This window comes from Streptomyces sp. NPDC037301 (genome assembly GCF_055602785.1).
The window spans coordinates 105358-125985 of record NZ_JBVJWD010000003.1; the positions used below are offsets into that span (position 1 = coordinate 105358).

Annotated in this window: 22 protein-coding genes and 1 pseudogene; 11 read left to right on the forward strand and 12 right to left on the reverse strand. The window is 69.9% G+C overall.

Annotated features, from left to right (window positions below):
• Positions 1-10 precede the first annotated feature (10 nt).
• Positions 11-793 carry a DeoR/GlpR family DNA-binding transcription regulator gene (locus ACZ7IB_RS06445; RefSeq protein ID WP_470909715.1) on the reverse strand — a complete coding sequence of 261 codons (783 nt, stop codon included), beginning with the start codon at positions 791-793 and terminating at the stop codon, positions 11-13.
• Between the two features lie 409 nt (positions 794-1202).
• On the opposite strand from ACZ7IB_RS06445, the gene ACZ7IB_RS06450 reads away from it, so the two are divergent.
• The 4 genes from ACZ7IB_RS06450 (at position 1203) to ACZ7IB_RS06465 (ending at position 5267) form a co-directional block, all read left to right on the forward strand.
• Positions 1203-2465: a LolA family protein gene (locus tag ACZ7IB_RS06450; protein WP_470909717.1), complete on the forward strand. Its 1263-nt coding sequence runs from the start codon at positions 1203-1205 to the stop codon at positions 2463-2465.
• A gap of 134 nt (positions 2466-2599) precedes the next feature.
• Entirely contained in the window at positions 2600-3583 is a 984-nt protein-coding gene (locus tag ACZ7IB_RS06455; RefSeq protein ID WP_470909719.1) for an ABC transporter ATP-binding protein, read from the forward strand.
• Positions 3570-4457 (forward strand): ABC transporter permease, encoded by an 888-nt coding sequence (locus tag ACZ7IB_RS06460; protein WP_470909721.1) that lies wholly within the window; start codon positions 3570-3572, stop codon positions 4455-4457. Before ACZ7IB_RS06455 ends, ACZ7IB_RS06460 begins: the two co-directional genes overlap by 14 nt.
• A gap of 195 nt (positions 4458-4652) precedes the next feature.
• Positions 4653-5267 carry a TetR/AcrR family transcriptional regulator gene (locus tag ACZ7IB_RS06465; protein ID WP_470909723.1) on the forward strand — a complete coding sequence of 205 codons (615 nt, stop codon included), beginning with the start codon at positions 4653-4655 and terminating at the stop codon, positions 5265-5267.
• 3 nt (positions 5268-5270) lie between these two features.
• On the opposite strand, the gene ACZ7IB_RS06470 is transcribed toward ACZ7IB_RS06465, so the two are convergent.
• The gene (locus tag ACZ7IB_RS06470; protein WP_470909725.1) at positions 5271-6083 is read right to left on the reverse strand and encodes an HAD family hydrolase; all 813 of its coding nucleotides are present in this window, start codon (positions 6081-6083) and stop codon (positions 5271-5273) included.
• A 401-nt stretch (positions 6084-6484) separates the two neighbouring features.
• Between ACZ7IB_RS06470 and ACZ7IB_RS06475 the strand changes: the two genes are divergently transcribed.
• Both ACZ7IB_RS06475 and ACZ7IB_RS06480 read left to right on the forward strand, forming a co-directional pair.
• Positions 6485-7405: a nitroreductase/quinone reductase family protein gene (locus ACZ7IB_RS06475; RefSeq protein ID WP_470909727.1), complete on the forward strand. Its 921-nt coding sequence runs from the start codon at positions 6485-6487 to the stop codon at positions 7403-7405.
• Positions 7406-7450: 45 nt separating this feature from the next.
• Entirely contained in the window at positions 7451-7846 is a 396-nt protein-coding gene (locus tag ACZ7IB_RS06480) for a VOC family protein (protein ID WP_470909729.1), read from the forward strand.
• Positions 7847-8038: 192 nt separating this feature from the next.
• Here the strand turns inward: ACZ7IB_RS06480 and ACZ7IB_RS06485 are convergent, their stop codons facing one another.
• Positions 8039-8488, reverse strand: coding sequence for a VOC family protein (locus ACZ7IB_RS06485; RefSeq protein WP_405685387.1), 450 nt, complete (start codon positions 8486-8488; stop codon positions 8039-8041).
• Between the two features lie 22 nt (positions 8489-8510).
• On the opposite strand from ACZ7IB_RS06485, the gene ACZ7IB_RS06490 reads away from it, so the two are divergent.
• Positions 8511-9122, forward strand: a complete 612-nt coding sequence (locus tag ACZ7IB_RS06490; protein WP_470909732.1) for a CGNR zinc finger domain-containing protein — start codon at positions 8511-8513, stop codon at positions 9120-9122.
• A 149-nt stretch (positions 9123-9271) separates the two neighbouring features.
• On the opposite strand, the gene ACZ7IB_RS06495 is transcribed toward ACZ7IB_RS06490, so the two are convergent.
• The 3 genes from ACZ7IB_RS06495 to ACZ7IB_RS06505 are packed head-to-tail and all read right to left on the reverse strand — an operon-like array spanning position 9272 to position 10568.
• Positions 9272-9520: a DUF397 domain-containing protein gene (locus tag ACZ7IB_RS06495; protein ID WP_470909734.1), complete on the reverse strand. Its 249-nt coding sequence runs from the start codon at positions 9518-9520 to the stop codon at positions 9272-9274.
• The gene (locus ACZ7IB_RS06500) at positions 9513-9704 is read right to left on the reverse strand and encodes a DUF397 domain-containing protein (protein ID WP_266358802.1); all 192 of its coding nucleotides are present in this window, start codon (positions 9702-9704) and stop codon (positions 9513-9515) included. The genes ACZ7IB_RS06495 and ACZ7IB_RS06500 overlap by 8 nt, the downstream gene beginning before the upstream one ends.
• 12 nt (positions 9705-9716) lie before the next feature.
• Positions 9717-10568: a Scr1 family TA system antitoxin-like transcriptional regulator gene (locus ACZ7IB_RS06505; RefSeq protein ID WP_470909736.1), complete on the reverse strand. Its 852-nt coding sequence runs from the start codon at positions 10566-10568 to the stop codon at positions 9717-9719.
• Positions 10569-10779: 211 nt separating this feature from the next.
• Here ACZ7IB_RS06505 and ACZ7IB_RS06510 point away from each other — a divergent pair, with 211 nt between their 5' ends.
• Positions 10780-11232 (forward strand): ATP-binding protein, encoded by a 453-nt coding sequence (locus ACZ7IB_RS06510; protein ID WP_470909738.1) that lies wholly within the window; start codon positions 10780-10782, stop codon positions 11230-11232.
• A 13-nt stretch (positions 11233-11245) separates the two neighbouring features.
• On the opposite strand, the gene ACZ7IB_RS06515 is transcribed toward ACZ7IB_RS06510, so the two are convergent.
• A complete protein-coding gene (locus ACZ7IB_RS06515) occupies positions 11246-12739 on the reverse strand; it encodes an MFS transporter (RefSeq protein ID WP_470909739.1) in 1494 nt (497 codons plus the stop codon).
• 256 nt (positions 12740-12995) lie between these two features.
• Between ACZ7IB_RS06515 and ACZ7IB_RS06520 the strand changes: the two genes are divergently transcribed.
• Both ACZ7IB_RS06520 and ACZ7IB_RS06525 read left to right on the forward strand, forming a co-directional pair.
• Positions 12996-13367 (forward strand): YciI family protein, encoded by a 372-nt coding sequence (locus ACZ7IB_RS06520; protein ID WP_470909741.1) that lies wholly within the window; start codon positions 12996-12998, stop codon positions 13365-13367.
• On the forward strand, positions 13364-14575 hold the full coding sequence (locus ACZ7IB_RS06525) for an RNA polymerase sigma factor (RefSeq protein WP_470909743.1): 1212 nt from the start codon (positions 13364-13366) through the stop codon (positions 14573-14575). Before ACZ7IB_RS06520 ends, ACZ7IB_RS06525 begins: the two co-directional genes overlap by 4 nt.
• A gap of 73 nt (positions 14576-14648) precedes the next feature.
• On the opposite strand, the gene ACZ7IB_RS06530 is transcribed toward ACZ7IB_RS06525, so the two are convergent.
• From ACZ7IB_RS06530 to ACZ7IB_RS06540, 3 genes are all read right to left on the reverse strand, one after another.
• On the reverse strand, positions 14649-14912 hold the full coding sequence (locus tag ACZ7IB_RS06530) for a hypothetical protein (RefSeq protein ID WP_470909744.1): 264 nt from the start codon (positions 14910-14912) through the stop codon (positions 14649-14651).
• A 57-nt stretch (positions 14913-14969) separates the two neighbouring features.
• Positions 14970-16535: an FAD-dependent monooxygenase gene (locus ACZ7IB_RS06535; protein WP_470909746.1), complete on the reverse strand. Its 1566-nt coding sequence runs from the start codon at positions 16533-16535 to the stop codon at positions 14970-14972.
• A gap of 72 nt (positions 16536-16607) precedes the next feature.
• Complete coding sequence (locus tag ACZ7IB_RS06540) at positions 16608-17060, reverse strand: winged helix-turn-helix transcriptional regulator (protein WP_470909747.1); 453 nt, start codon at positions 17058-17060, stop codon at positions 16608-16610.
• Positions 17061-17217: 157 nt separating this feature from the next.
• On the opposite strand from ACZ7IB_RS06540, the pseudogene ACZ7IB_RS06545 reads away from it, so the two are divergent.
• Positions 17218-18579 (forward strand): annotated as a pseudogene (locus ACZ7IB_RS06545) (MFS transporter); the annotation flags it as partial.
• On the opposite strand, the gene rarD reads toward ACZ7IB_RS06545, so the two are convergent.
• On the reverse strand, positions 18557-19543 hold the full coding sequence (gene rarD / locus ACZ7IB_RS06550) for an EamA family transporter RarD (RefSeq protein WP_470909748.1): 987 nt from the start codon (positions 19541-19543) through the stop codon (positions 18557-18559). The pseudogene ACZ7IB_RS06545 and the gene rarD sit on opposite strands and share 23 nt — an antisense overlap.
• A gap of 128 nt (positions 19544-19671) precedes the next feature.
• The gene (locus ACZ7IB_RS06555; protein WP_470909750.1) at positions 19672-20532 is read right to left on the reverse strand and encodes an SDR family oxidoreductase; all 861 of its coding nucleotides are present in this window, start codon (positions 20530-20532) and stop codon (positions 19672-19674) included.
• Positions 20533-20628 lie beyond the last annotated feature (96 nt).

The following is a 20628-nucleotide window of genomic DNA, read 5'->3' on the forward strand; positions in this document are numbered from 1 at the left end:
GCCGCAGCGCTCAGGAGTGTCCGGCCGGGATCACCACTGCGCCCGACTGCTCGATGGCCGAAGCCAGCGACGGTTCGGGGGTCTGATCGGTGATCAGGCCGGTGCAGTCGTCGAATCCGCAGACGCGGTGCGGAGCCACCCGGCCGAGCTTGCTCCCGTCGGCCAACACGTAGCTGAGCGTGCTGCGAGCGAGGATCGCGCGCTTGGTCGCGTTCTCCTCGAAGTGGAAGTCGGTCATCCCGGCGGAGCTGTCGACACCGCCGGAGCCGAGAAACGCCATGTCGGCGTAGAGGCCGTTGAAGAAGTCCACTGTCAGTGGGCCGGAGCAGACCAGGTCGCCGCCCCGGATCCGTCCGCCGGGAACCAGCACGTCGACATGGGGGCGGGTGGACAGCTCGGCCGCGACGAGCAGGGACGGGGTCGCCACCGTCCCCCGGAAGTCCGGTGCCAGGGCGCAGGCGACCTGCAGAGCCGTCGTGCCGACGTCGATCACGACGGTCATGCCGGAGCGGACCAGGTCCGCCGCGGCTCGCCCGATCGCCGTCTTGGCCTGCTGCTGCGAGGCGGACCGCTCCGTGAAGGACGCCTCTTCGCCGCTCAGGCCGCGGACGACGGACAGCGCTGCCGCACCGCCGCGCACCCGCATGAGATGCCCCTGCTTCTCCATCTGTGCCAGATCCCGGCGCACGGTCTCGGCCGAGACGCCGAGCTGCTCCGCCAGACTCTCGGTGCTGATCGTGCCGCTGCGTTCCACGGCGGTGGAGATTCGGCGGTGACGTTCGGCTGGCAGCATCCCGGCAACCTCGCTGACTGGTTTCGTGGAAAAGTGACTGGAGATGCCTGAAAGTGTGGACGCGTGACCGAAAATCGTCAAGAGTTGGCGTTCAATTCACCTGTCCCCCCGCGCTGTGACCCGATCGGCGGGCATGCGACGCGGTTCCCGGCTCGGCCCGCCCGGCCCGGCCCGCCCGGCCCGGCGTGTCGGTAGTAGTCGGGGGCCCACCCCTACGGGACGGGAAGGGCCCGCCCGGGTGGTGTCATACCGAAGAGGTAGGTGGAGTTGCTCCCCGGGGGTGACGTTTTCGCGCCGCGGGTTTGGTCAGATGGAGAACAACCACTCCTGAACAAGTCGGTGAGAATGGCGGCACGGAGTGGACGAGTGCATCCGGACGGAAGCCGCCGACCACGGAGGTAGGGCACAGATGGCACCGAACGACAGCGTAGAGACCAACGGCGGGACCAAGGGCACCGTCGCCGGCCGTCGAAAGGCGGCGCGCTACATCGTCCCGGTCGCGGTGGCGGGAGTGGCGGCCGCGACGATCGGGCTCGTCCCGGCGCTCGCGAGCACCGGTGACCCCGATCTGCCGAAGATCACCGCACAGCAGCTCATCGAGAAGATCGCCGCTTCGGACACCCAGCAGCTCTCCGGCACGGTGAAGATCAGCACGGACCTCGGCATCCCGTCGCTCGACGGTCTGGCCGGCTCCTTCGCCCCGGGCGGCAGCCAGGGCGACACCGGCAGCTCCAAGGGCGATTCGACCGCCGACCCGCAGACGAAGATGACGGAGCTGGCGTCCGGCACGCACACCCTGCGGGTGGCCGCCGACGGCCCCGACAAGCAGCGGGTGTCGATCCTGGAAAACGCGGCGGAGTACAGCCTGATCCACAACGGTGATCAGGTCTGGGCATACGACAGCAGGACCAACCAGGCCTACCACGCCACCGAGGACCGGAGCGGGAAGAAGTCCGGGCACTCGACCCCGGCTCCCGAGGGCGTGCCGACCACGCCGAAGGCGCTCGCCGAACAGGTCCTGAAGGCCGCCGGCCCCACCACATCGGTGACGGTCGACGGCACGGCGCAGGTCGCTGGACGTGACGCGTACAAGCTGCTCATCAAGCCCAGGCAGAGCGGCTCCACGATCGGCTCGGTCACGGTCGCGGTCGACGCGAAGAGCGGTGTGCCGCTGAAGTTCACGCTGCTTCCGAGCAGCGGTGGCAAGGCCGTCGTCGACGCCGGCTTCACCAAGGTCGACTTCGCGAAGCCGGCCGCCTCCTCGTTCACGTTCACCCCGCCCAAGGGCGCCGAGGTGACCGAGGCCGACGACGCGAAGGCACAGCGGGAGACCGACGGGACAGGGGGCCTGGGCATGTTCCCGGGCGCCGAGGGACTCGGCGCCGGGGGCCAGGGTTCCAAGGACACGAAGGTCATCGGCGAGGGCTGGAACGCGATCGCCGAGATCAGGACCCCGGGCGGCACCGGACTCCCCACGAAGGCGTCGGGTGACGTACCGGCCGAGGCGCAGCAGTTCCTGGACTCGCTGGGCGACAAGGTCTCCGGAAAGTTCGGCTCGGGCACGGTCTTCAAGACCCGCCTGGTCAACGCGCTGATGACGGACGACGGCAAGGTGTATGTCGGCGCGGTCACGCCGGACGCGCTGGTCAAGGCGGCTGACAACGCGGCCTGACGCCGGGGTGCGTCGCGCTTCCCGCCACTGACCGACCGCCTCGCCGTACCCTCCGTACGGCGGGGCGGTCCGCTGAGGCGGTGTCCGGCCCTGATCCGCCGGACAGGCCCTACCCGACCCATGGGGGAGTACGCATGACAGAGCCTGGGACCGTGACCGAGCCGAGGGCGGTGACCGACCCCGGGGCCGTGATCGAGACACGGGGCCTCACCAAGCGGTACCGCGGCGGCCAACTCGCCGTCGACGGCCTCGACCTCAGTGTCCCCGGCGGCAGTGTCTTCGGATTCCTCGGCCCCAACGGCTCGGGGAAGACCACGACCATCCGGATGCTGATGGGTCTGATCGATCCGACGTCCGGCACCGCGCAGGTCCTCGGCCACCCCATGCCGGGCGCGGCCCGCGCCGTGCTCCCGCAGGTCGGAGCCCTGATCGAGGGGCCCGCGCTGTACGGCTTCCTGAGCGGCCGGGACAATCTGCTGCGCTACGACTCCGCCGACCCGACCGCCGATCCGCGCACCCGCCGGGACCGGGTCGGGCAGGCCCTGGACCGGGTCGGGCTCGCCGCGGCGGCCGGCAAGAGGGCCAAGGCGTACTCGCTCGGCATGAAGCAGCGCCTCGGGCTCGCCGCCGCCCTGCTCCAGCCGCGCCGCCTGCTCGTCCTGGACGAGCCGACGAACGGCCTGGACCCGCAGGGCATGCGCGAGATCCGTGCCCTGGTCAGAGAACTGGCGGCGGAGGGCACCACCGTCTTCCTCTCCTCCCACCTCCTCGACGAGATCGAGCAGGTCTGCACACATGCCGCGGTGATGGCCAGGGGCCGGCTGATCACCCAGGGCCCGGTCGCGGATCTGGCGGCCGGGGCGCGCGGCCGGCTGGCCGTCACCACCCCCGACCCGGGTGAAGCCGCCCGCGTCCTCAAGGAGTTGGGCGTCACCGGTATCACGGTCGACGGCGACCGGGTGAGCGCCGAGGCCCCGCCGGGCGACGTCGAACTCGCGGACCTCAGCACGGCGCTGGTGCACGCCGGCGTACGCCTGCGGTCCTTCGGCGTCGAACGGGCCTCGTTGGAGGACGCCTTTGTCGCACTCACCGGAGAGGGTTTCGATGTCGCAGGCTGAAGCCGCAATCGCAGGGGCGGGCAGGGCGCGCAATCCGCTGTGGACCTTCGGAATCCTCCGCTCCGAACTGACCACCACACTCCGCCGCTGGCGCACCCTCGCACTGCTCGGGGTGCTGGCCGCCGTTCCCGTGCTGATCGGGATCGCGGTGAAGATCGAGACGAATCACGGCTCCTCGCCCGGACCGGGCGGTGGCGGGGGAGGCCCCGCTTTCCTCTCCCAGGTCACCAACAACGGCCTGTTCCTGGTCTTCGCGGCCCTCGCCGTGACGCTCCCGGTCTTCCTCCCGATGGCCGTCGGGGTCGTCGCGGGCGACTCGATCGCGGGCGAGGCCAACGCCGGCACCCTGCGCTATCTGCTGGTCGCTCCGGCGGGCCGGACCCGGCTGCTGCTGACGAAGTACGCCTCCGTCCTCACGTTCTGCCTGGTCGCGACCCTGGTCGTGGCCCTCTCGGCGCTCGCCGTGGGCGCGCTGCTGTTCCCGGTGGGTGAGGTCACCACCATCTCGGGGACCCGGATCGGGTTCGGCGAAGGGCTGCTGCGGGCCGGACTGATCGCGGTGGTGGTCGCGGCGTCACTGATCGGATTCGCGGCGATCGGCCTGTTCATCTCGACCCTCACCAGCAGTGGGATCGCGGCCATGGCCGCCACTGTCGGGATGCTGATCACTGTGCAGATCGTGGACACGATCCCGCAGCTGAGCGGCATCCATCCGTATCTCTTCCCGCACTACTGGATGTCGTACGCGGACCTGCTGCGCGACCCCGTGTACTGGGACGAGGCGGTCAAGAACCTGGGACTGCAGGGCTTGTACGCGGCGGTGTTCGGCTCGGCGGCCTGGGCCCGCTTCACGGCGAAGGACATCACCGCCTGACGCACGGTGCTCAGCACTCGTGCCGTCGGCCGGGCGAGCCGTCCCCCGATCGGCTCGTCGCGGCACGAACGGCACGAACGGTGCGAACAGCAGGAACGATACGACACGGCACGTTCCGTTTCCGCCTCAGTATTCTTCGACTTCTGGCGACGGACTGTCAACAAGGATTGGCTCAAATACACCTATGCTCACCGAATGATCACATCGCCGAGTTCACTGCGTCGCAGCGAGAGATCACGACGGGCGATCCTGGAAGCCGCCCTCGAACTGTGTACGGAGAAGGGGTACGGCCGGGTCACGGTCGAGGCCATCGCGGCCAGAGCGGGTGTCAGCAAGAAGACGATCTACCGTTGGTGGCCGTCGAAGAGCGCGGTGATGCTGGAGGCGTTCACCGACGCGCTGGTCGGCACGACGCCGTTCGTCGACACCGGTGACATCGCCGCCGATCTGCGCGCCAATGTGATGGGCGCGGTGAAGCTGCTCTCCACACCGCCCTACGGCCCCGCGTACGCCGGGATTCTCTCCGAGGTCCACCACGACGACGCACTCGCGCAAACAGTCAGAACGAAGCTGATCGACCCCCGCTTCAACGAGGCGGTCGCCCGCCTGCGCCGGGCCCAGGAGCAGGGCCAGATCCCACCGGGCGCCGATCTTCCGCTGGCGGTGGAGATGCTGTACGGGCCGGTGTACTACCGCCATGTGCTGCGCAAGCCGGTACAGGACGAGGAGACGATCGCGGCACTGGTCGCGCATGTGCTGCGCGCGCTGGGGGCGCCGGAGGTGCTCCCGCCGGAGGGCGGGATCGGCTGAGAATCACTGGTATCCGTAAACCCGCTCCAGCACCTCCGCCACCCCCTCGCCCTCGTTCGACGACGTCACCTCGTCCGCCGCGGCCCGGAGGTCCGGATGGGCGTTGGCCATGGCGACGCCGTAACCGGCCGCGCGGAACATCGGCAGGTCGTTGGGCATGTCACCGAAGGCGATCGCGGTGCCCGCGTCCACGCCCAGGAATTCGGCCGCCAGCGCGAGCCCGCTGCCCTTGTCGACGCCGTACGGCTGCAGTTCGACGGTGCCGGGGCCGGAGAGCGTGACGGAGGCGAGATCGCCGACCGCCGTACGGGCCGCCTCGGCCAGCGCGTCGTCCGTGAGCTCCGGGTGCCGGATGAGGACCTTGATGACGGGTGCGGACCACAGTTCGTGGCGATGACGCGTCCGTTGGGCAGGAAGCGTGGGGTGGGGCATCAGATACCCCGGCTCGATCAGTGTCCGGCCCTCGGTCCCGTCCTGGTCCACGGCCGCGTGGACCGGTCCCACCTGGGCCTCGATCTTGCCGAGCGCGGTGTCGGCCGCCTCCCGGTCCAGGGTGACCGTGCGTACCATCCGCCCGGACCCGGCGTCGTACAGCTGAGTCCCCTGCCCGCAGACCACCGGCCCCCGGTAGCCCAGCTCGTCGAGCAGCACCCGTATGCCGGGCACGGGCCGCCCGGTGACCACGAGATGCTGCGCCCCGGCCCGTGCGGCCAGGGCGAGGGCGGCGCGGGTGCGGGGGCTCACGGTGTCGTCGCGGCGCAGCAGGGTACCGTCCAGGTCCGTGGCGACGAGGGCATATGCGGGTGGGATGGGCATGGATCAAGCCTAAGGTCCGCCCGGGTGCACGCACTTCGGCGTTGACAGGCGATGGCCCACTGCGTGTAATGAGACCGGTGTCGCGTGACGCCGGCCAAAGAGCAGTGGGCCGGCCGGTGGTCGGGCGAACACCCTTCATCCAAGGGGTCCGTGATGAGTTCATACTCCGCGCCCTGTATGTGACGTAGCGCAGCAGCCGCACGTCATCATCTGCCGTTCGCGCGGCCCGGCACTGTCATGTGCGCCGTCTCGACACCAAGTCCTGTGATTGTGCACCGTAGTTACCGGCAGGCCGTGTCCGGCGGTCGGCCGTGCGGTGGCTCCGTCCCGTGCGCAGCACGATCAGCCGTTCCCGCAGTCACTGCGGGCTTCATCCGCATCCTCCGGAGACACGCAACCGTATGCCCACATCGTTCAATCAATCAGTCATCGAGGAGTTCCGCGCCAATGGAGGGAAGGTCGGCGGCCCCTTCGAGAGCGGCGATCTGCTCCTGCTGACGACCACCGGCGCGAGGTCGGGGAGGGAGACCACCACTCCTCTCGGCTATGTCCGCCACGGTGATTCGCTGCTGATCGTCGGCTCCAACCTCGGCGCCCCGGCCCACCCCGACTGGTACCACAACCTGCTCGCCCACCCCGTGGTACGGGTGGAGGTCGGCACCCGTACCTTCCAGGCCCTCGCGGTTCCCGCCGAGGGAGCGCGGCGCGAGGAACTGTTCGCACACGCGGTGAAAGCAGCGCCCGGATACGGCGACTACCAGACCCGGACGCCTCGGCTCCTGCCGGTCGTGGTGCTGGAGCGCGCCGAGCCCGACGGCTGGGAGGGCCCACGCGAGGTCAACAGCCTCGCCGACAAGGTCATGGAGGTCCACACCTGGCTGCGGGGCCAGTTGCGCCAGGTAAAGACGGAGGCCGACGCCCACTTCGCTGCACGGGCGGCCCACCGGGGCCCCGGTGAACCACCGGCCCCGGGTCTGGGACTCCAGATCAGGCAGCGCTGCCTGGCGTTCTGCAACGCACTGGAATTCCACCACACCAGCGAGGACGCGCACCTGTTCCCCGGAATCGCCCGCTACCACCCGCACTTGACCGACACCTTCGCCCGGCTCGCCGACGAACACCGCACGATCGCGCGGGTCCAGGGCGAGTTGGTGGCGCTGCTGGCGGACATCGGCATCGTGGATCCCGAGCGGTTCCGCGCGGAGCTGGACAGGATGTCCATGGAGCTGAACGCACATCTGGATTACGAGGAGGAGCAGATCCTGCCGCTGCTGGCCGAGGTCCCCTGGCCTCCGGCTCCTCCGGCTCCTGCGGTTCCTTGAACCGCTCCGCTCCGAACCGAATGTGAATGGCTGAAAGGTTGTGCCGTGCGAGTAAGAGTCAAGGACTTCGATCACCTGGTGCTCAACGTGCAGGATGTCGAGCGCGCACTGGAGTTCTACTGCGGCCCACTCGGCCTGGAGCCGATCAGGGTGGACGAGTGGCGGGCCGGTGAGTTCCCGTTCCCGTCGGTACGGGTCAGTCCGGGCGTGATCATCGATCTGCTGGGCCGGCCGCGTTCCGCATCGAACGTCGACCACATCTGCCTGGTCGTTGAACCGCTGGACTGGCAACAGGTCATCGACTCGGGCACCTTCACCGTGCTGGAAGGCCCGGTCAGCCGCTCCGGTGCCCGGGGCGAGGCGCAGTCGGTGTACGTCCGGGACCCGGACGGCAACACCGTGGAGCTGCGCTGGTATCCGCAGGACGTGGTGGAGGGCTGAACCGGGTGGCCCGGGTCCGGGGCGGAAACCCTGCTGATCGCACCGGAGGGTGCGGCAGGGTTCCGGCCCGGACCCGGCGTCCGTCATCCGCGCGCCCCGCCCCCGCCCCGCCCCTGCGCCCTGAGCCACCCGCCGCGCCGGCGTGCTGATCTTCGGGCTCCTGCCGGTCAGCATCGGCAGCCGCGTCCGCAGCTATTGCACGCAGAATTCATTGCCCTCGGGATCGGCGAGAACAGTCCACGTGCCCCCCGGTTCCTCGACCCTGTGGAGCACCGTCGCGCCCAGCGCCTCCAGCCGCTTCACCTCTGCGTCGCGTCGCTCCGGTCCCGCGTGTACGTCCAGGTGGAGCCGGTTCTTCACCGTCTTGGCCTCCGGTACGCGCTGGAACAGGAGCCGTCGCCCGAGGCCCGTCCCGCTCTCCGCCTCGTACGGATCGTCCGGGTGCCGGACCGCCACGAGATCGCGAAAGGCCCGGCGGCCGTGGACCAGGACCGTCGCCTCTTCCGGCACCGCCCCGAAGCCGAGCAGCCGCTCGATCAGTGTGCTGTTGTCCTCGACCAGGTAGCCGAGGGTCTCGGCCCAGAAGGCGGCCTGGGCGTGCGGGTCGGACGCGTCGATGACGATCTTCCAGTCCAGAGTCATGGAAACCGTTTATAGTGGTTACATGACCGAGCTGGCAACGGGCACGCCGGGCCTGATTCTCCGTACGCCGGAGGGTCGTCCCTACCGCTTCGATCCCGGCGCCCTGTGCCTGGAGTTGCTGCCCACCGGCGGGTACGCGCGGTACGCCGCGTACGAGGTGCTGCACACCCCCGCCGACCTGGTGCGATGGGCGGGCGAGAGCCGACTGCCGGACGGACTGTCGCTTTCGGTGAGTGCGGCGGAGCTGCGGCGGGCGCACGAGCTGCGCGCCGCGCTCTGGAATCTGACCGCTGCCCGCGCGCACGGCCGCCCCCTCGCCCCGGCCGACCTCGCCACGGTGAACGCCACGGCGGCCGAGCCCCCGCTCGTCCCTCGTATCGACGCCGACTCCGGCGGCCTCGCATGGGCCCCGGACTCCACCGGCAGTGCCCTTCTGTCGACCGTTGCCCGCGACGCGGTGGAGCTGTTCACCGGCCCGTACGCCGACCGAATCCGCGAATGCGGCTCCGACAGCTGCAAGTTGCTCTTCGTCGACACCTCACGGCCGGGCAGGCGCCGTTGGTGCGCGATGGAACGCTGCGGAAACCTTCACAAGGTACGGGCCCACCGCGCCCGGCACGCCACGAACGACTGAGGAGTAGCACGCCGGCAGGGCGACCGGCCCCGAGGGTGTACACCTCTGGCTCGGCCCGGACGCCGAACCGCCCACGGAGAAGGACACCCCGTACCGCGCGAACGTGACGGTCGGCCCGTGATGTGTCACGTTTTCGCGGGGGGCGGGTGTCAGTGGGGGGAGGGTGGGCTTCCCTCGTCGTCGCTCTCGATGAAGTGGTCGAACTCGCCGGCCTGGACGCCCTTGGTGAAGGCGTCCCATTTGGTCTGGGTGGTGGTGACGATGTTGGTGGGGTCGCCGGTCTCGCGGAGGTGGACGAGTTCGTCCGGGCCGAAAGCGATCTCGATCCAGGGGCCGGGCCCCTCCTCGCCCTCGGGGGCGGCGCGGATCCAGGTGAGGTCGGTGGGGATGTCAGTCATGGAGGGCGTCTTTCTTCAGGGCGCGGAGAAGGGCGGCCAGGGCGATGGGGGCGGTGCGGATCGTCGCGCCGCGCGGGTCGCCGGACTCGGTCAGGCCAATGGTGCCGGTAGGGGAGGCGCATATGTGTATGCAGGCGTCCCCCTCGCCGCAGTACGACGACTTCTGCCAGAAGGGTGTGGGCACGGTGGCGTCCTTTCAGAGGTCCTGTGCGATGCGACGGATGAAGTCCCGGGACTTCCTGGGCGTGAGGGCGACCGCGTCCATTCGGTCGAGAAGCGTCCGGTACTTCAGCAACTGGGCCCCGGCATCGAGCAGCACGGATCCGTGTGACTGGTCGAGGTGCACCGTGTCGAGCTGTGGCACAGGACCGACCCCGTAGGCGAGCGACTGCCCGGAGCCCGGGTATGCCCCGGCGTCGAACGGAATCACGGTCACGGTGATATCCGGGTGTTCGCTCATCGTCAGAATGTGTTCCAGCTGCTTTCGCGCTGTGCTGGAACCTCCGAACTTCATCCGGAGTGCGGCCTCGTGGACAACAGCTGAGTACGGGGTGGGCGACGTCCGGTAGATGACGTCCTGCCGCTTGATCCGGTGGGAGACGCGGTGTTCGATCTCCGGCGGCGACAGCTCGGGCACAACTTGGCCGAATACCTCGCGCGCGTGATCCGCGGTCTGAAGCAGCCCAGGGATGTGGCAGGTGTACGCGGTGCGCAACGCGGTTGCGTGGTGCTCGAATTCGGCGAGGTCGAGCAGGCCCCTCGGCAGGATGCCCCGGTACTGTTCCCACCAGCCGGTCGATCTGTCACTTGCCATGGCCGCCAGCGCTTCCACGTAAGCCGGTTCGGCACAGGCATAGGTGTGAGCCATGGCCCGCACACGCTCCGGGCTTACGCCGAATCGAGCGCTCTCCACATTGCTCAGCTGTCCTGAACTGGTTCCCAGCTGCTTCGCGGCCTCGGTGGCGGTCATTCCCGCGCGTTCCCTGAGCTTGCGGAGCTCACCTGCAAGACGGGTGCGGCGGGCCGTGGGCGCTGGCCTCGCTGCCATCGAACTCCTCCTGGATGTCGAAGGGTTGGGGCGTCACTCACACGAGGGAATCAGGATGGATTTTCTCGAAGTTTCGCAAAACATCTTTGCCAATGGAGTCTAGTCTCTGCCTCAGGCCACCCGCCCGGAAGTACCCCGCTCGACGGAGCGGCCTCGTCACCGGGCAACCCGAAGCGCACCTGCCAACTTCCCTCCGTGAACGGAGACTTCCATGGTCAGTACCACGGTATCCCCGCCCTGGACGTACACCCTCCAACTCCCGCAGGATCCCCGCGCCCCCGGCGTGGCCCGATCGACGCTCCGTACGATCCTGCGCGTGCACGGCATGCGCGAACTCGCCGAGATCGCCGAACTGTTGGCGAGCGAACTGGTCACCAACGCCTACCTGCACTCCTCGGGGGCGTACTCCCTGCGCCTGCGCGACGCCGGGCGCAGCCGAATCCGGCTGAGCGTCTGGGACACCAACCCCCATATCCCCGCCCCCTTCCGGTGGAGCGCCGAGGCCCCGGAAGAGCTGGCCGAGCGGGGGCGGGGGCTGTACCTCGTCACCCTCTATGCGGAGAGCTGGGGCGCGTACCCCATGCGCGGTGGGTTGCCGGGGCAGGGCGGGAAACTGCTCTGGGTGGAATGCGCGGCCAAGGGAGAGGGGGAGGGCGGGGAGTGAGCGGCCGACCTCGTTATGAGCGAGTCGCCTCGTAGTCGGGGAGTGCGGCCGGGGTGGTCCGGGTTGCCCGGCGCATGGCCAGGATAAGTACGGCCAGCCCGGCGAAGACGACCGCGGCGATGACGCCCGTGACGTGCAGGCCGGCGGTGAACGCCTCCCGCGCGGTGTGCAGCAGTTCCGCGCTTTGGCCGGGGGGAAGGTGCCGGCCGGCGGCGACCGTGTCGGCCAGCGAGTCGGACGTGCCGTCCATCCGGCTGCGGTAGACCACCGCGGCCACCACGCCGAGCAGCGCGAGGCCGAGCGAGCCGCCGAAGTAGTTGCCGGTCTCCGACATCGACGCCGCCGAGCCGGCGCGCTCCGGCGGTACGGACCCGACGATCAGCCCGGTGCCCAGCGCGAACAGCGGGCCGGTGCCCAGCGCCAGTACGGTGATGCCGGTCATCACCATCGGCAGGGCGTTCGCACCGTCGGCGCCGACCAGCAGCAGGCTGCCCAGCGCCGACCCCGCCAGCCCGCCGGCGATCGCGGTCGTCTGCTTCATTCGCCGGGCCAGCGCCGGCGCGGCCATGGTGCCGGCCGCCACGCCCAGGCCCATGGGCGCGAACAGCACCGCCGACGCGGCCGGCGAGAAGCCCAGCACGCTCTGGAGGAACTGGGTCACCAGCAGGCCCGTACCGGCCATGGCGGCGCCGGCCAGGCCCAGCGCGACGAATACGGCCGTGAACGGGCGGTTGCGGAACAGCCGCAGGTCCAGCAGCGGCGTCTCCAGTCGCAGTTGCCGGCGTACGAACAGCAATCCGATGGCCGCGCCGACGACGAGGGCCATCGCCGGCACGACCGGCACGCTCTCCACGGTCAACTGCTTGATGCCGTAGACCATCAGAAGGACCGCCGCGAGCGACAGTCCGACGCCGGCCAGGTCCAGCCGGCCGGACTGGTCGCTGCGGAACTCCGGCAGCAGGACCGGCCCGGCGAGCAGCAGCAACGCCATCGCCGGCACGGCGACCAGGAACACCGATCCCCACCAGAAGTACTGGAGCAGGAATCCGGCGAGTACGGGTCCGAGCGCGCCGCCGGTGAACTGGCAGGTCGCCCAGATCGCGATGGCCTTCCCGCGCTGTCGTTCGTCGCGGAACATGTTGGTGATCAAGGCAAGTGTGGAGGGCGCCAGGGTCGCGCCGGCGACGCCCAGCAGCGCACGCGCGACGATCAGCGTCAGCGGGCTGACCGCGAAGGCGGCCACGACCGACAGCACCGCGAACGCCGCTCCGCCGATCATCAGCAGCCGTCGGCGGCCGATCCGGTCGCCGAGCGTACCCATCGTGATGACCAGGCCGGCCACCATGAGTCCGTAGCTGTCACTGATCCACAGCTGCTGGATGTTGGTGGCACCCAGGTCGGCGCTCAGCCGTGGGAGGGCGAGAAGCAATGCTGTCATGTCCATCGCGACGAGCAAGGTCGGCAGCATGAGGACGACCAGTCCCAGCCATGCCCGGTTGACTCGCATATCCGAAACTTCCTGTTCTCTCGACGTCTCGCCGGTTGGTCGGAGTGGTCGAGAGCTTCTTGACATCGGTACGGACGGAAATCTCTCGCGCCTGCCACGGCGGGGCGTCACCAGAAATGACGTCCTCGCGGTCCGGGCGGTGCGACGGCGAAAAACTCATGCGAACGTTCGGGCGGGGATGTCAAGACGGCGGCGGCGGCTCCGACCAACCGGTCGAAGGGCCCCGCCGGGGCGCGCGAACCACGAGGAGTACGAGATGAAGTTCCTGATCAGCATGCATATCAACCCGGCCGTGATGGACGCGCTGAGCGACGAGGAGAAGGCGGCCATCGGCGCCGGCCACGGCAGGTTCATCGAGGTGCTGAAGAAGTCCGGTGAGCTGATCACCACGCAGGCGCTGGTCGACCCGTCACAGGCCGCCGTGGTGTCCGTACGCAACGGCCAGCCGGTGGTGACCGACGGACCTTTCCTGGAGTCCAAGGAGTACCTGGGCGGCTTCTACTTGATCGACTGCGAGAACAAGGAGCGGGCGATCGAGCTGGCATCGCAGATCCCGGACGCCGCGGTCGACGGTCTGGGCATCGAGGTGCGACAGGTGATGTTCGCCGACGGACAATTGGAGGCATGACAGCGCCACCCATCGAGGACCTGCTGCGTGAGCTCACGCCGCAGGTCCTCGGCACGTTGGTACGTCGGCACGGCCAGTTCGAAGGGTGTGAGGACGCCGTGCAGGAGGCCGTCCTCGCCGCCGCCGCGCAGTGGCCGGCCGAGGGAGTGCCGAACAACCCGCGCGGCTGGCTGGTGACCGTCGCGTCCCGGCGGCTCATCGACCAGATGCGCAGTGACCACGCGCGCCGCGAGCGGGAGGCGGCAACGGCCACCGAGGTGATGCCCGAGGACGTACCGGACACCGACGACACGCTCGTCCTGCTGTTCCTGTGCTGCCATCCGACGCTGACCGCGGCCTCCCAGACCGCCCTGACGCTGCGGACGGTCGGCGGCCTGACCACCGCCGAGATCGCCCGCGCGTTCCTGGTGCCGGAGGCCACGATGGCGGCCAGGATCAGCCGGGCCAAGCAGCGCATCAAGGCCGCCGGCAGCTCGTTCAGCCTGCCGGACGGCGCGGAGCGCGAGGAGCGGCTACGAGTCGTCCTGCACGTGCTCTACCTGATCTTCAACGAGGGCTACACCGCGTCCTCGGGCAGCGAGTTGCACCGCGCCGACCTCGCGCACGAGGCGATCCGGCTGGCCAGGATGGTGCACGCGCAGCTGCCCGAGGGCGGCGAGGTGACCGGGCTGCTCGCGCTGATGCTGCTGACCCACGCCCGCCGGGAGGCACGTACGACGGCGGCCGGCGACCTGGTGCCGCTGGACGAGCAGGACCGTACGAAGTGGGACCGCGGGCTGATCGACGAGGGCATTGAGCTGGTCAAGGCGTCACTGGCCCCTCCGGCGCTGGGGCCTTACCAGCTGCAGGCCGCCATCGCCGCCACACACGCCGACGCGGCCACGGCCGGGGAGACCAACTGGCCGCAGGTGCATGCCCTTTACCTGATCCTGGAACGGATCGCACCCAACCCGATGGTCACCCTCAACCGGGCGATCGCGCTCGCCGAGACAGAGGGCCCGGCCGCCGGGCTGGCCCTGCTGGCCACCTTGGACAGTGACGAGCGGATGGTCGGGCATCACCGGCTGCTGTCCGTACGGGCGCATCTGCTGGAGAAGACCGGCGACACGGCCGGGGCGTACGAGCACTACCGGCGCGCCGCGAAGTCCACCGCCAGCATCGCCGAACGGCGCTATCTGGAGTCCCGGGCCGGCCGGGTGGGGACATAGATCCGGCCGGGTGGGGACATGGATTCTGCCCCAATCCCTGGGGCACCCGCCGTATCCGCCCGACCGCGCCGTCTCAGGAGGCCGGCGCCGATGTCCGTGGCACTCGATCCCTCGGCTGCCGTACCACCGGGGTCCAGCCGCTGTTCGAGGGGTCGTCCTGGAGGCGGAACCACGGATCGACGGGGCCGAGGCCGGACGGGTGGACCTGCTCCACGATGTCGTCCGCATGCGTGGTGGGTGAGGTTCCGCAGATGAGGAAGGACAGCGTGGACAGGGCGGCGATGGCGGTGCGCAGGAGCACGCGGGAGTTCCAGGACGTGTGCGTGAATCGGCTCATAACATGTCAGAAAAATATAAGCATGTGGTAGTTCTGGGATTGCCCACCGTGACGCGCTCAAAGCCGCCTGAATGCCGTACCGCTCAGGTGGTCCAGGTAGCCCATGACAGCCCGGCCGTCGTCGGCCGGCGCGATCAGCCCCACGTGGTTGTCCGGGCGGATCAGGACGAGGGTGTCGGTGCCCGTTTCGATGCCGTACGCCGAGCGGGCGTGGCCTGCGTCGTCGGTCAGGCCGCGCCGTGCTTCGGCGTCCACCCCGTACGCCCGTACCGCGTCGCCGTACGCCGTTTCCATCGCCCGCAGCGCGTCCGCCGTGGCCGGGCCGAAGCCCAGCAGGGTGAAGTGCGGTCCGGCGAACGCCTCGAACAGCCGGGTCGGTGCGCCCGTCTCGGCATCGCGGCAGGGGGCGTCCGGGGCGCGGTCGCCCGCTCGCAGGCGGGCGGTGGAGCCTGCGGGGGAGAGTGAGCTCCAGTGGTAGCCCAGGCCGAGGCCCGTGGTCTCCCCGGTGAACGCCGAGTCCAGGCCGCCGCCCGGCTGCCTGATCGCATCGAGGGTGACCCGCAGTCGCTCGGAGCTGATGTCCAGCGCCCAGGAGGCCACGGGCAGCCGCTCCTCCTCGTACGTGTCCAGCAGGCCGGGATCAGCCTGGCCGGTGACGACCCGGGCGAGCTTCCAGCCCAGGTTGAACGCGTCCTGGATCCCGGTGTTCATGCCCAGTCCGCCCGCGATGGAGTGCACATGCGCGGCGTCCCCGGCCAGCAGTACGCGACCCGCCCGGTAGCGGTCGGCCATGCGCTCGTTGACCCGGTACGTGGACAGCAGGGTGGCCTGCGTCAGGCGGGTGCCCGGCAGTCCGGTGTGCTTGGCGAAGAGCCGCCGGAAGCTCTCCAGCGAGGGCGGTACGGGGGCTCCCGCCCGGTCCCGCTCCGGCCCCGCCTGGAACCACCAGCCCGAGCGCGTACCCGGGATCGGGCACAGCATCACGGCGCCGTCCTCGTCGAACCACTGGTGCCAGTAGCCGCGGTCGAGGCCGTCCGCCTCCACGTCCCCGCAGACCATCATCTGCTCCTCGGTCGTCTTCCCCTCGAAGCGGACGCCGAGCAGCCCCCGCACCGGGCTGTGGCCGCCGTCGCAGCCCACCACGTACCGCGCCCCGATGCTCCGGCCGTCTGCGAGCCCGACGAATACGGAGTCGGAGCCCACCGTCAACCGATTGGCTTCCGCGCCGAGTTCGACGTGTACGCCGTACTCCGCCAGGCGGTCCCGCAGGATCTCCTCCAGCCGCCACTGGGCGATCAGCCACCACCGGTCGTACGGGGTGTCCGGCGTCGGGTGCGATGCCCCGAACGGGTCGGCGTCGGCGATCGGCAGCCCGTTCCGGTACTTGCGCATGGGCAGCGGCGCCGAGCCCGCGGCCAGGACCCTGTCCACGACGCCGAGGTCCTCCAGGACCTCCAAGGAGCGGGGGTTGGGGCCCTTGGCCCGCGAACTGCGCGGAAATTCGGCGGACTTGTCGATGATCCGTACGTCGATGGAGCGCCGGGCCAGATCGCAGGCCAGGGCCAGGCCGGTCGGACCCGAGCCGACGATCAGTACGTGGGTGGTGGGCGCGGATGCGGGCATGGAGTCGCTCCTCGGTTGCGGTTCCGTGGGCCCCCAGGGAAACGCAACCAAGTCAAAAAAGCAACTCGGTAACTAAAATTGAGCGTCCGCGGCCTCGCGGGCGTCGTAGGCGGCGCGCGCCATCGCGATCTCGCCCCGGTGCTCCTCGGTCCAGGTGACGAGCGCCCGGATCGTGGTGTGCAGCGTGCCTCCGAGCGGTGTCAACTCGTACTCCACGCGCGGCGGCACCACGGCGTGGACCGTCCGCTCAACCAGTCCGTCCCGCTCCAGCTGGCGCAGGGTGACCGTCAGCATCCGCTGGCTGATGCCGTCGATCTCGCGACGCAGCTGGGTGAAGCGGAGCTTGCGCCGGTCCAGCAGGGCGATGACGAGCAGCGACCACTTGTCGGCGACCCGGTCGAGGATCTGCCGCACCTCGCAGCCCTCGCGGGTGTCCCACTGGAACGGATCGGGGTCGCCGATCAGCTCGGCCGTGCCCGCGGTGCCTTTGAGGTGACTCGGTGACTTCGAAGTGCCTTCTTCCATGGCGATCGATGCTGGCGCACGATGCCATTGGTTACAAGAGGGAACCGACCCTCTTCCGGGTAACCCTCCATTCACGTACCCGAAGGGGACAACTGTGTCTGCCGTGCCCGCACCACCCGCCCCGGACGCCTCGGACGTTCCGGAGGCGCCGGACGCCATGACCGCCCGCGCCCGCGTCCTGCTTCTCGTCCTGTGCGGCACGATCTTCCTGGAGGGCATCGACGTCGCCATGCTCGCCGTGGCCGTGCCCTCGGTCAGGGCCGATCTCGGTCTGTCGACCGGCACCACGGCCTGGGTGATGAGCGCGTACGTCCTCGGATACGCCGGGTTCACCCTGCTCGGCGGACGCGCCGCCGATCTGCTGGGCAGGCGGCGGATGTTCCTGATCTGGCTCACCGTCTTCCTGCTCTTCTCCGGCCTCGGCGGCTTCGCGGAACAGGGCTGGATGCTGATCGCCGCCCGCTTCGTCACCGGGGTGGCCGCCGCCTTCATGACCCCGGCCGCGATGTCGCTCATCACCACCTCCTACGAAGAGGGGCCGCAGCGCGACAAGGCGCTGCTCGTCTTCGCGGGCACCGCGGCCGGCGGATTCTCGCTCGGACTCGTCATCGGCGGGCTCCTCACCCAGCTCGGCTGGCGCTGGGTGTTCTTCGCGCCCGTGCTGCTGGCCGGCGCCATCCTGCTCGCCGCGATCCGGATCGTCCCGGCCGAGGAGCGTCCGGTCCGTACCGGCGGCTTCGATCTGGCGGGAGCCGCCGCGGCGGCCGGGGCGATGCTGCTGCTCGCGTACGGGATCGTGCGCCTGGAGCACGGGGCGGCGGACTGGGAACGGTCGGCGGGGGCGTTCGCCGCGGGGCTGCTCATGATCGCGGCCTTTGTCCTGATAGAGCGGCGCTCCTCGGCCCCGTTGGTCAGACTCGCCCTGCTGCGCCGGGCATCGGTGATCCGTGCCGACCTCGGTGCCCTGCTCTTCGTGGGCTCCTTCTTCGGCTTCCAGTTCGTGGTGACGCTCTACCTCCAGGAGTTGCGCGGCTGGTCCTCGCTCCGGACCGCGCTCGCCCTGGTGGCAATGGGCGCCGACGCGGTGATCGCACCGACCCTCACCCCGCGCCTGGTGAACCGGTTCGGCAATGTCCGGGTCGTCCTCGGCGGCTTCGTCGTCGCCATCGTCTCGTACGGACTGTTCCTGCCGGTCGGGATGGACTGGTCGTACGCGGCGATGTTCCCGACCCTGATCCTCACCGGGACCGCCTTCGCCCTGGCCTACGGTCCGCTGACGATCGCCGCGACCGACGGCGTACCGGACCGGGAACAGGGCCTGGCGGGCGGGCTGCTGCACACCTCGACCCAGTTCGGCTCGGCGGTCGGGATCTCGGCGGTGACGGCGGTGTACGGGATCGCGTCGGCGGGCACGGACGGCTCGCCCGGAGCCGCCCTGGCGGCCTATCGGGCGGCGCTCGTCGTCCCGGTGGTGATGGTGGCGGCGGGGGCGCTGGTCACTTCGCTGGGGTTGCGGCGGAGGAGGACGAAGCGGAATCCCCGGCCGTCGGTGTCTGCTGCGCCGCCAGCTGGGCCGCACGAGTCTGCGCCTGCGCCCTCGTCCGCCGCGCCGTCCGGAACGCGTCCCACGTCAGCAGGGTGAGCGCCAGCCACACCAGGGCGAACCCGGCCCACCGCTCCGGCGGCATCTCCTCATGGAAGTACAGGATGCCGAGGACGAACTGGAAGACCGGCGCCAGATACTGCAGCAGGCCCAGCGTGGAGAGCGGTACGCGGATGGCCGCCGCCCCGAAAAGGACGAGCGGCGTGGCTGTGACGACCCCCGTCGCGGCCAGCAGCGCCGAATGACCGAGGCCCTCGGAGGTGAAAGTCGCATCGCCCTGCGCGCCCAGCCACAGCAGGTAGCCGAGCGCGGGCAGGAACAGTACGGCGGTCTCGGCGGTGAGCGACTCCAGGCCGCCCATGTTGACCTTCTTCTTCACCAGGCCGTATGTCGCGAAGGAGAACGCCAGTGTCAACGAGATCCACGGCGGACGTCCGTACCCGATCGCCAGCACGAGCACCGCCGCGACACCGGTGCCGACCGCCACCCACTGCGCGGGGCGCAGCCGTTCGCCGAGGAGCAGAACGCCCATGGCGATGGTGACCAGCGGATTGATGAAGTAGCCGAGCGAGGCCTCGACGACATGGCCGTTGTTCACGGACCAGATGTACAGACCCCAGTTGACCGTGATCACGGCCGCGGCGACCGATATCAGGCCGAGCTTCTTCGGCTGCCGTATCAGCTCACCGATCCAGGACCAGCGGCGCAGCACCAGCAGTGCGATGCCGACGACCCCGAGGGACCAGGCCATGCGATGGGCGAGGATCTCGATCGCGCCGGCGGGCTTCAGCAGCGGCCAGAACAGCGGGACGATGCCCCACAGGGCGTAGGCGCCGATACCGGACAGCAGCCCGGCCCGTTGTTCATTTGTTCCCTTCACGGGCCCTCCCGGCACGTCTGTGTCAACTGCTCCGCCGACTGGACGACGGTAGCGCCGGGAGGGCCCCATGTCATAGCCGTATCGCCATACGGTCATGACATGGGGCCCGTGAGGCGCGGGGAGCGGAGTTACGCCGCGGCCACCGCCGCGGCCACCGTCTCGGCGAGCGGCGTCGTCGGCCGGCCGATCAGCCGGGCCAGGTCACCGCTCGTACCGGCGAGCAGTCCGCGCTCGATCGCGGCGTCTACGTCGACGAGGATCGCCGCGAACCCCTCGGGCAGACCGGCGCCGACCAGGATCTCCTGGTGCACGGCGGCCGGGACGTTCTTGTGCACGATCTCCTTGCCGGTGGCCTCGGCGAGCTGCGCCGCGTAGTCCGCGAACGACCAGGCGACATCGCCGCTCAGCTCGTAGACCGCGCCGATGTGACCCTCACCGGTCAGCACCGCGGCTGCCGCGGCGGCGTAGTCGGCGCGGGTGGCGGAGGCGACCCGTCCGTCGCCCGCGTTGGCGACGACGGCGCCGTGCTCCAGGACGGGGGCGAGGTTGGCGGTGTAGTTCTCGGTGTACCAGCCGTTGCGCAGGAGGGTGTGCGGCAGCCCGGAGTCGAGGATCAGTCGCTCGGTGACCTTGTGCTCGTCGGCCAGCTTGAAGTCGGCGTCGGGGCCGCCCAGCACGCCGGTGTACGCGAGCTGGGCGACGCCCGCCGCCTTGGCCGCGTCGATGACGGCGGTGTGCTGCGGCACGCGCTTGCCGACCTCGCTGCCGGAGATGAGCAGGACGCGGTCACCGGCCCGGAAGACGTCCTTGAGGGACTCGGGGCGGTCGTAGTCGGCGACGCGGAGCTCGACGCCGCGGGCGGCGAGCGGGGCGGCCTTCTCCTCGTTGCGGACGACGGCGACGATCTCGTTCGCGGGCACGGCGGTGAGCAGCTGGTCGATGACGAGACGGCCGAGCTCTCCGGTGGCTCCGGTGACAACGATGCTCATGGGGGGTTTCTCCTCTTTGGTGGCACTGGTCCTTGTTTGGGCTCGCAGACTCACTGTACGGGGTGCACTAACCAATCGAAAGTACCAACTTTGAAG

Bases quoted from the DNA above. Each gene is read 5' to 3' on its own strand.
- ACZ7IB_RS06525 (WP_470909743.1), top strand. From the start codon at position 13,364: ATGACAGCGCCACCCATCGAGGACCTGCTGCGTGAGCTCACGCCGCAG.
- ACZ7IB_RS06530 (WP_470909744.1), bottom strand. From the start codon at position 14,912: ATGAGCCGATTCACGCACACGTCCTGGAACTCCCGCGTGCTCCTGCGC.
- ACZ7IB_RS06485 (WP_405685387.1), bottom strand. From the start codon at position 8,488: ATGACTCTGGACTGGAAGATCGTCATCGACGCGTCCGACCCGCACGCC.
- ACZ7IB_RS06520 (WP_470909741.1), top strand. From the start codon at position 12,996: ATGAAGTTCCTGATCAGCATGCATATCAACCCGGCCGTGATGGACGCG.
- ACZ7IB_RS06470 (WP_470909725.1), bottom strand. From the start codon at position 6,083: ATGCCCATCCCACCCGCATATGCCCTCGTCGCCACGGACCTGGACGGT.
- ACZ7IB_RS06465 (WP_470909723.1), top strand. From the start codon at position 4,653: ATGATCACATCGCCGAGTTCACTGCGTCGCAGCGAGAGATCACGACGG.
- ACZ7IB_RS06490 (WP_470909732.1), top strand. From the start codon at position 8,511: ATGACCGAGCTGGCAACGGGCACGCCGGGCCTGATTCTCCGTACGCCG.
- ACZ7IB_RS06455 (WP_470909719.1), top strand. From the start codon at position 2,600: ATGACAGAGCCTGGGACCGTGACCGAGCCGAGGGCGGTGACCGACCCC.
- ACZ7IB_RS06505 (WP_470909736.1), bottom strand. From the start codon at position 10,568: ATGGCAGCGAGGCCAGCGCCCACGGCCCGCCGCACCCGTCTTGCAGGT.
- ACZ7IB_RS06445 (WP_470909715.1), bottom strand. From the start codon at position 793: ATGCTGCCAGCCGAACGTCACCGCCGAATCTCCACCGCCGTGGAACGC.
- ACZ7IB_RS06535 (WP_470909746.1), bottom strand. From the start codon at position 16,535: ATGCCCGCATCCGCGCCCACCACCCACGTACTGATCGTCGGCTCGGGT.
- ACZ7IB_RS06495 (WP_470909734.1), bottom strand. From the start codon at position 9,520: ATGACTGACATCCCCACCGACCTCACCTGGATCCGCGCCGCCCCCGAG.
- ACZ7IB_RS06460 (WP_470909721.1), top strand. From the start codon at position 3,570: ATGTCGCAGGCTGAAGCCGCAATCGCAGGGGCGGGCAGGGCGCGCAAT.
- ACZ7IB_RS06540 (WP_470909747.1), bottom strand. From the start codon at position 17,060: ATGGAAGAAGGCACTTCGAAGTCACCGAGTCACCTCAAAGGCACCGCG.
- ACZ7IB_RS06450 (WP_470909717.1), top strand. From the start codon at position 1,203: ATGGCACCGAACGACAGCGTAGAGACCAACGGCGGGACCAAGGGCACC.
- ACZ7IB_RS06515 (WP_470909739.1), bottom strand. From the start codon at position 12,739: ATGCGAGTCAACCGGGCATGGCTGGGACTGGTCGTCCTCATGCTGCCG.
- ACZ7IB_RS06555 (WP_470909750.1), bottom strand. From the start codon at position 20,532: ATGAGCATCGTTGTCACCGGAGCCACCGGAGAGCTCGGCCGTCTCGTC.
- ACZ7IB_RS06510 (WP_470909738.1), top strand. From the start codon at position 10,780: ATGGTCAGTACCACGGTATCCCCGCCCTGGACGTACACCCTCCAACTC.
- ACZ7IB_RS06475 (WP_470909727.1), top strand. From the start codon at position 6,485: ATGCCCACATCGTTCAATCAATCAGTCATCGAGGAGTTCCGCGCCAAT.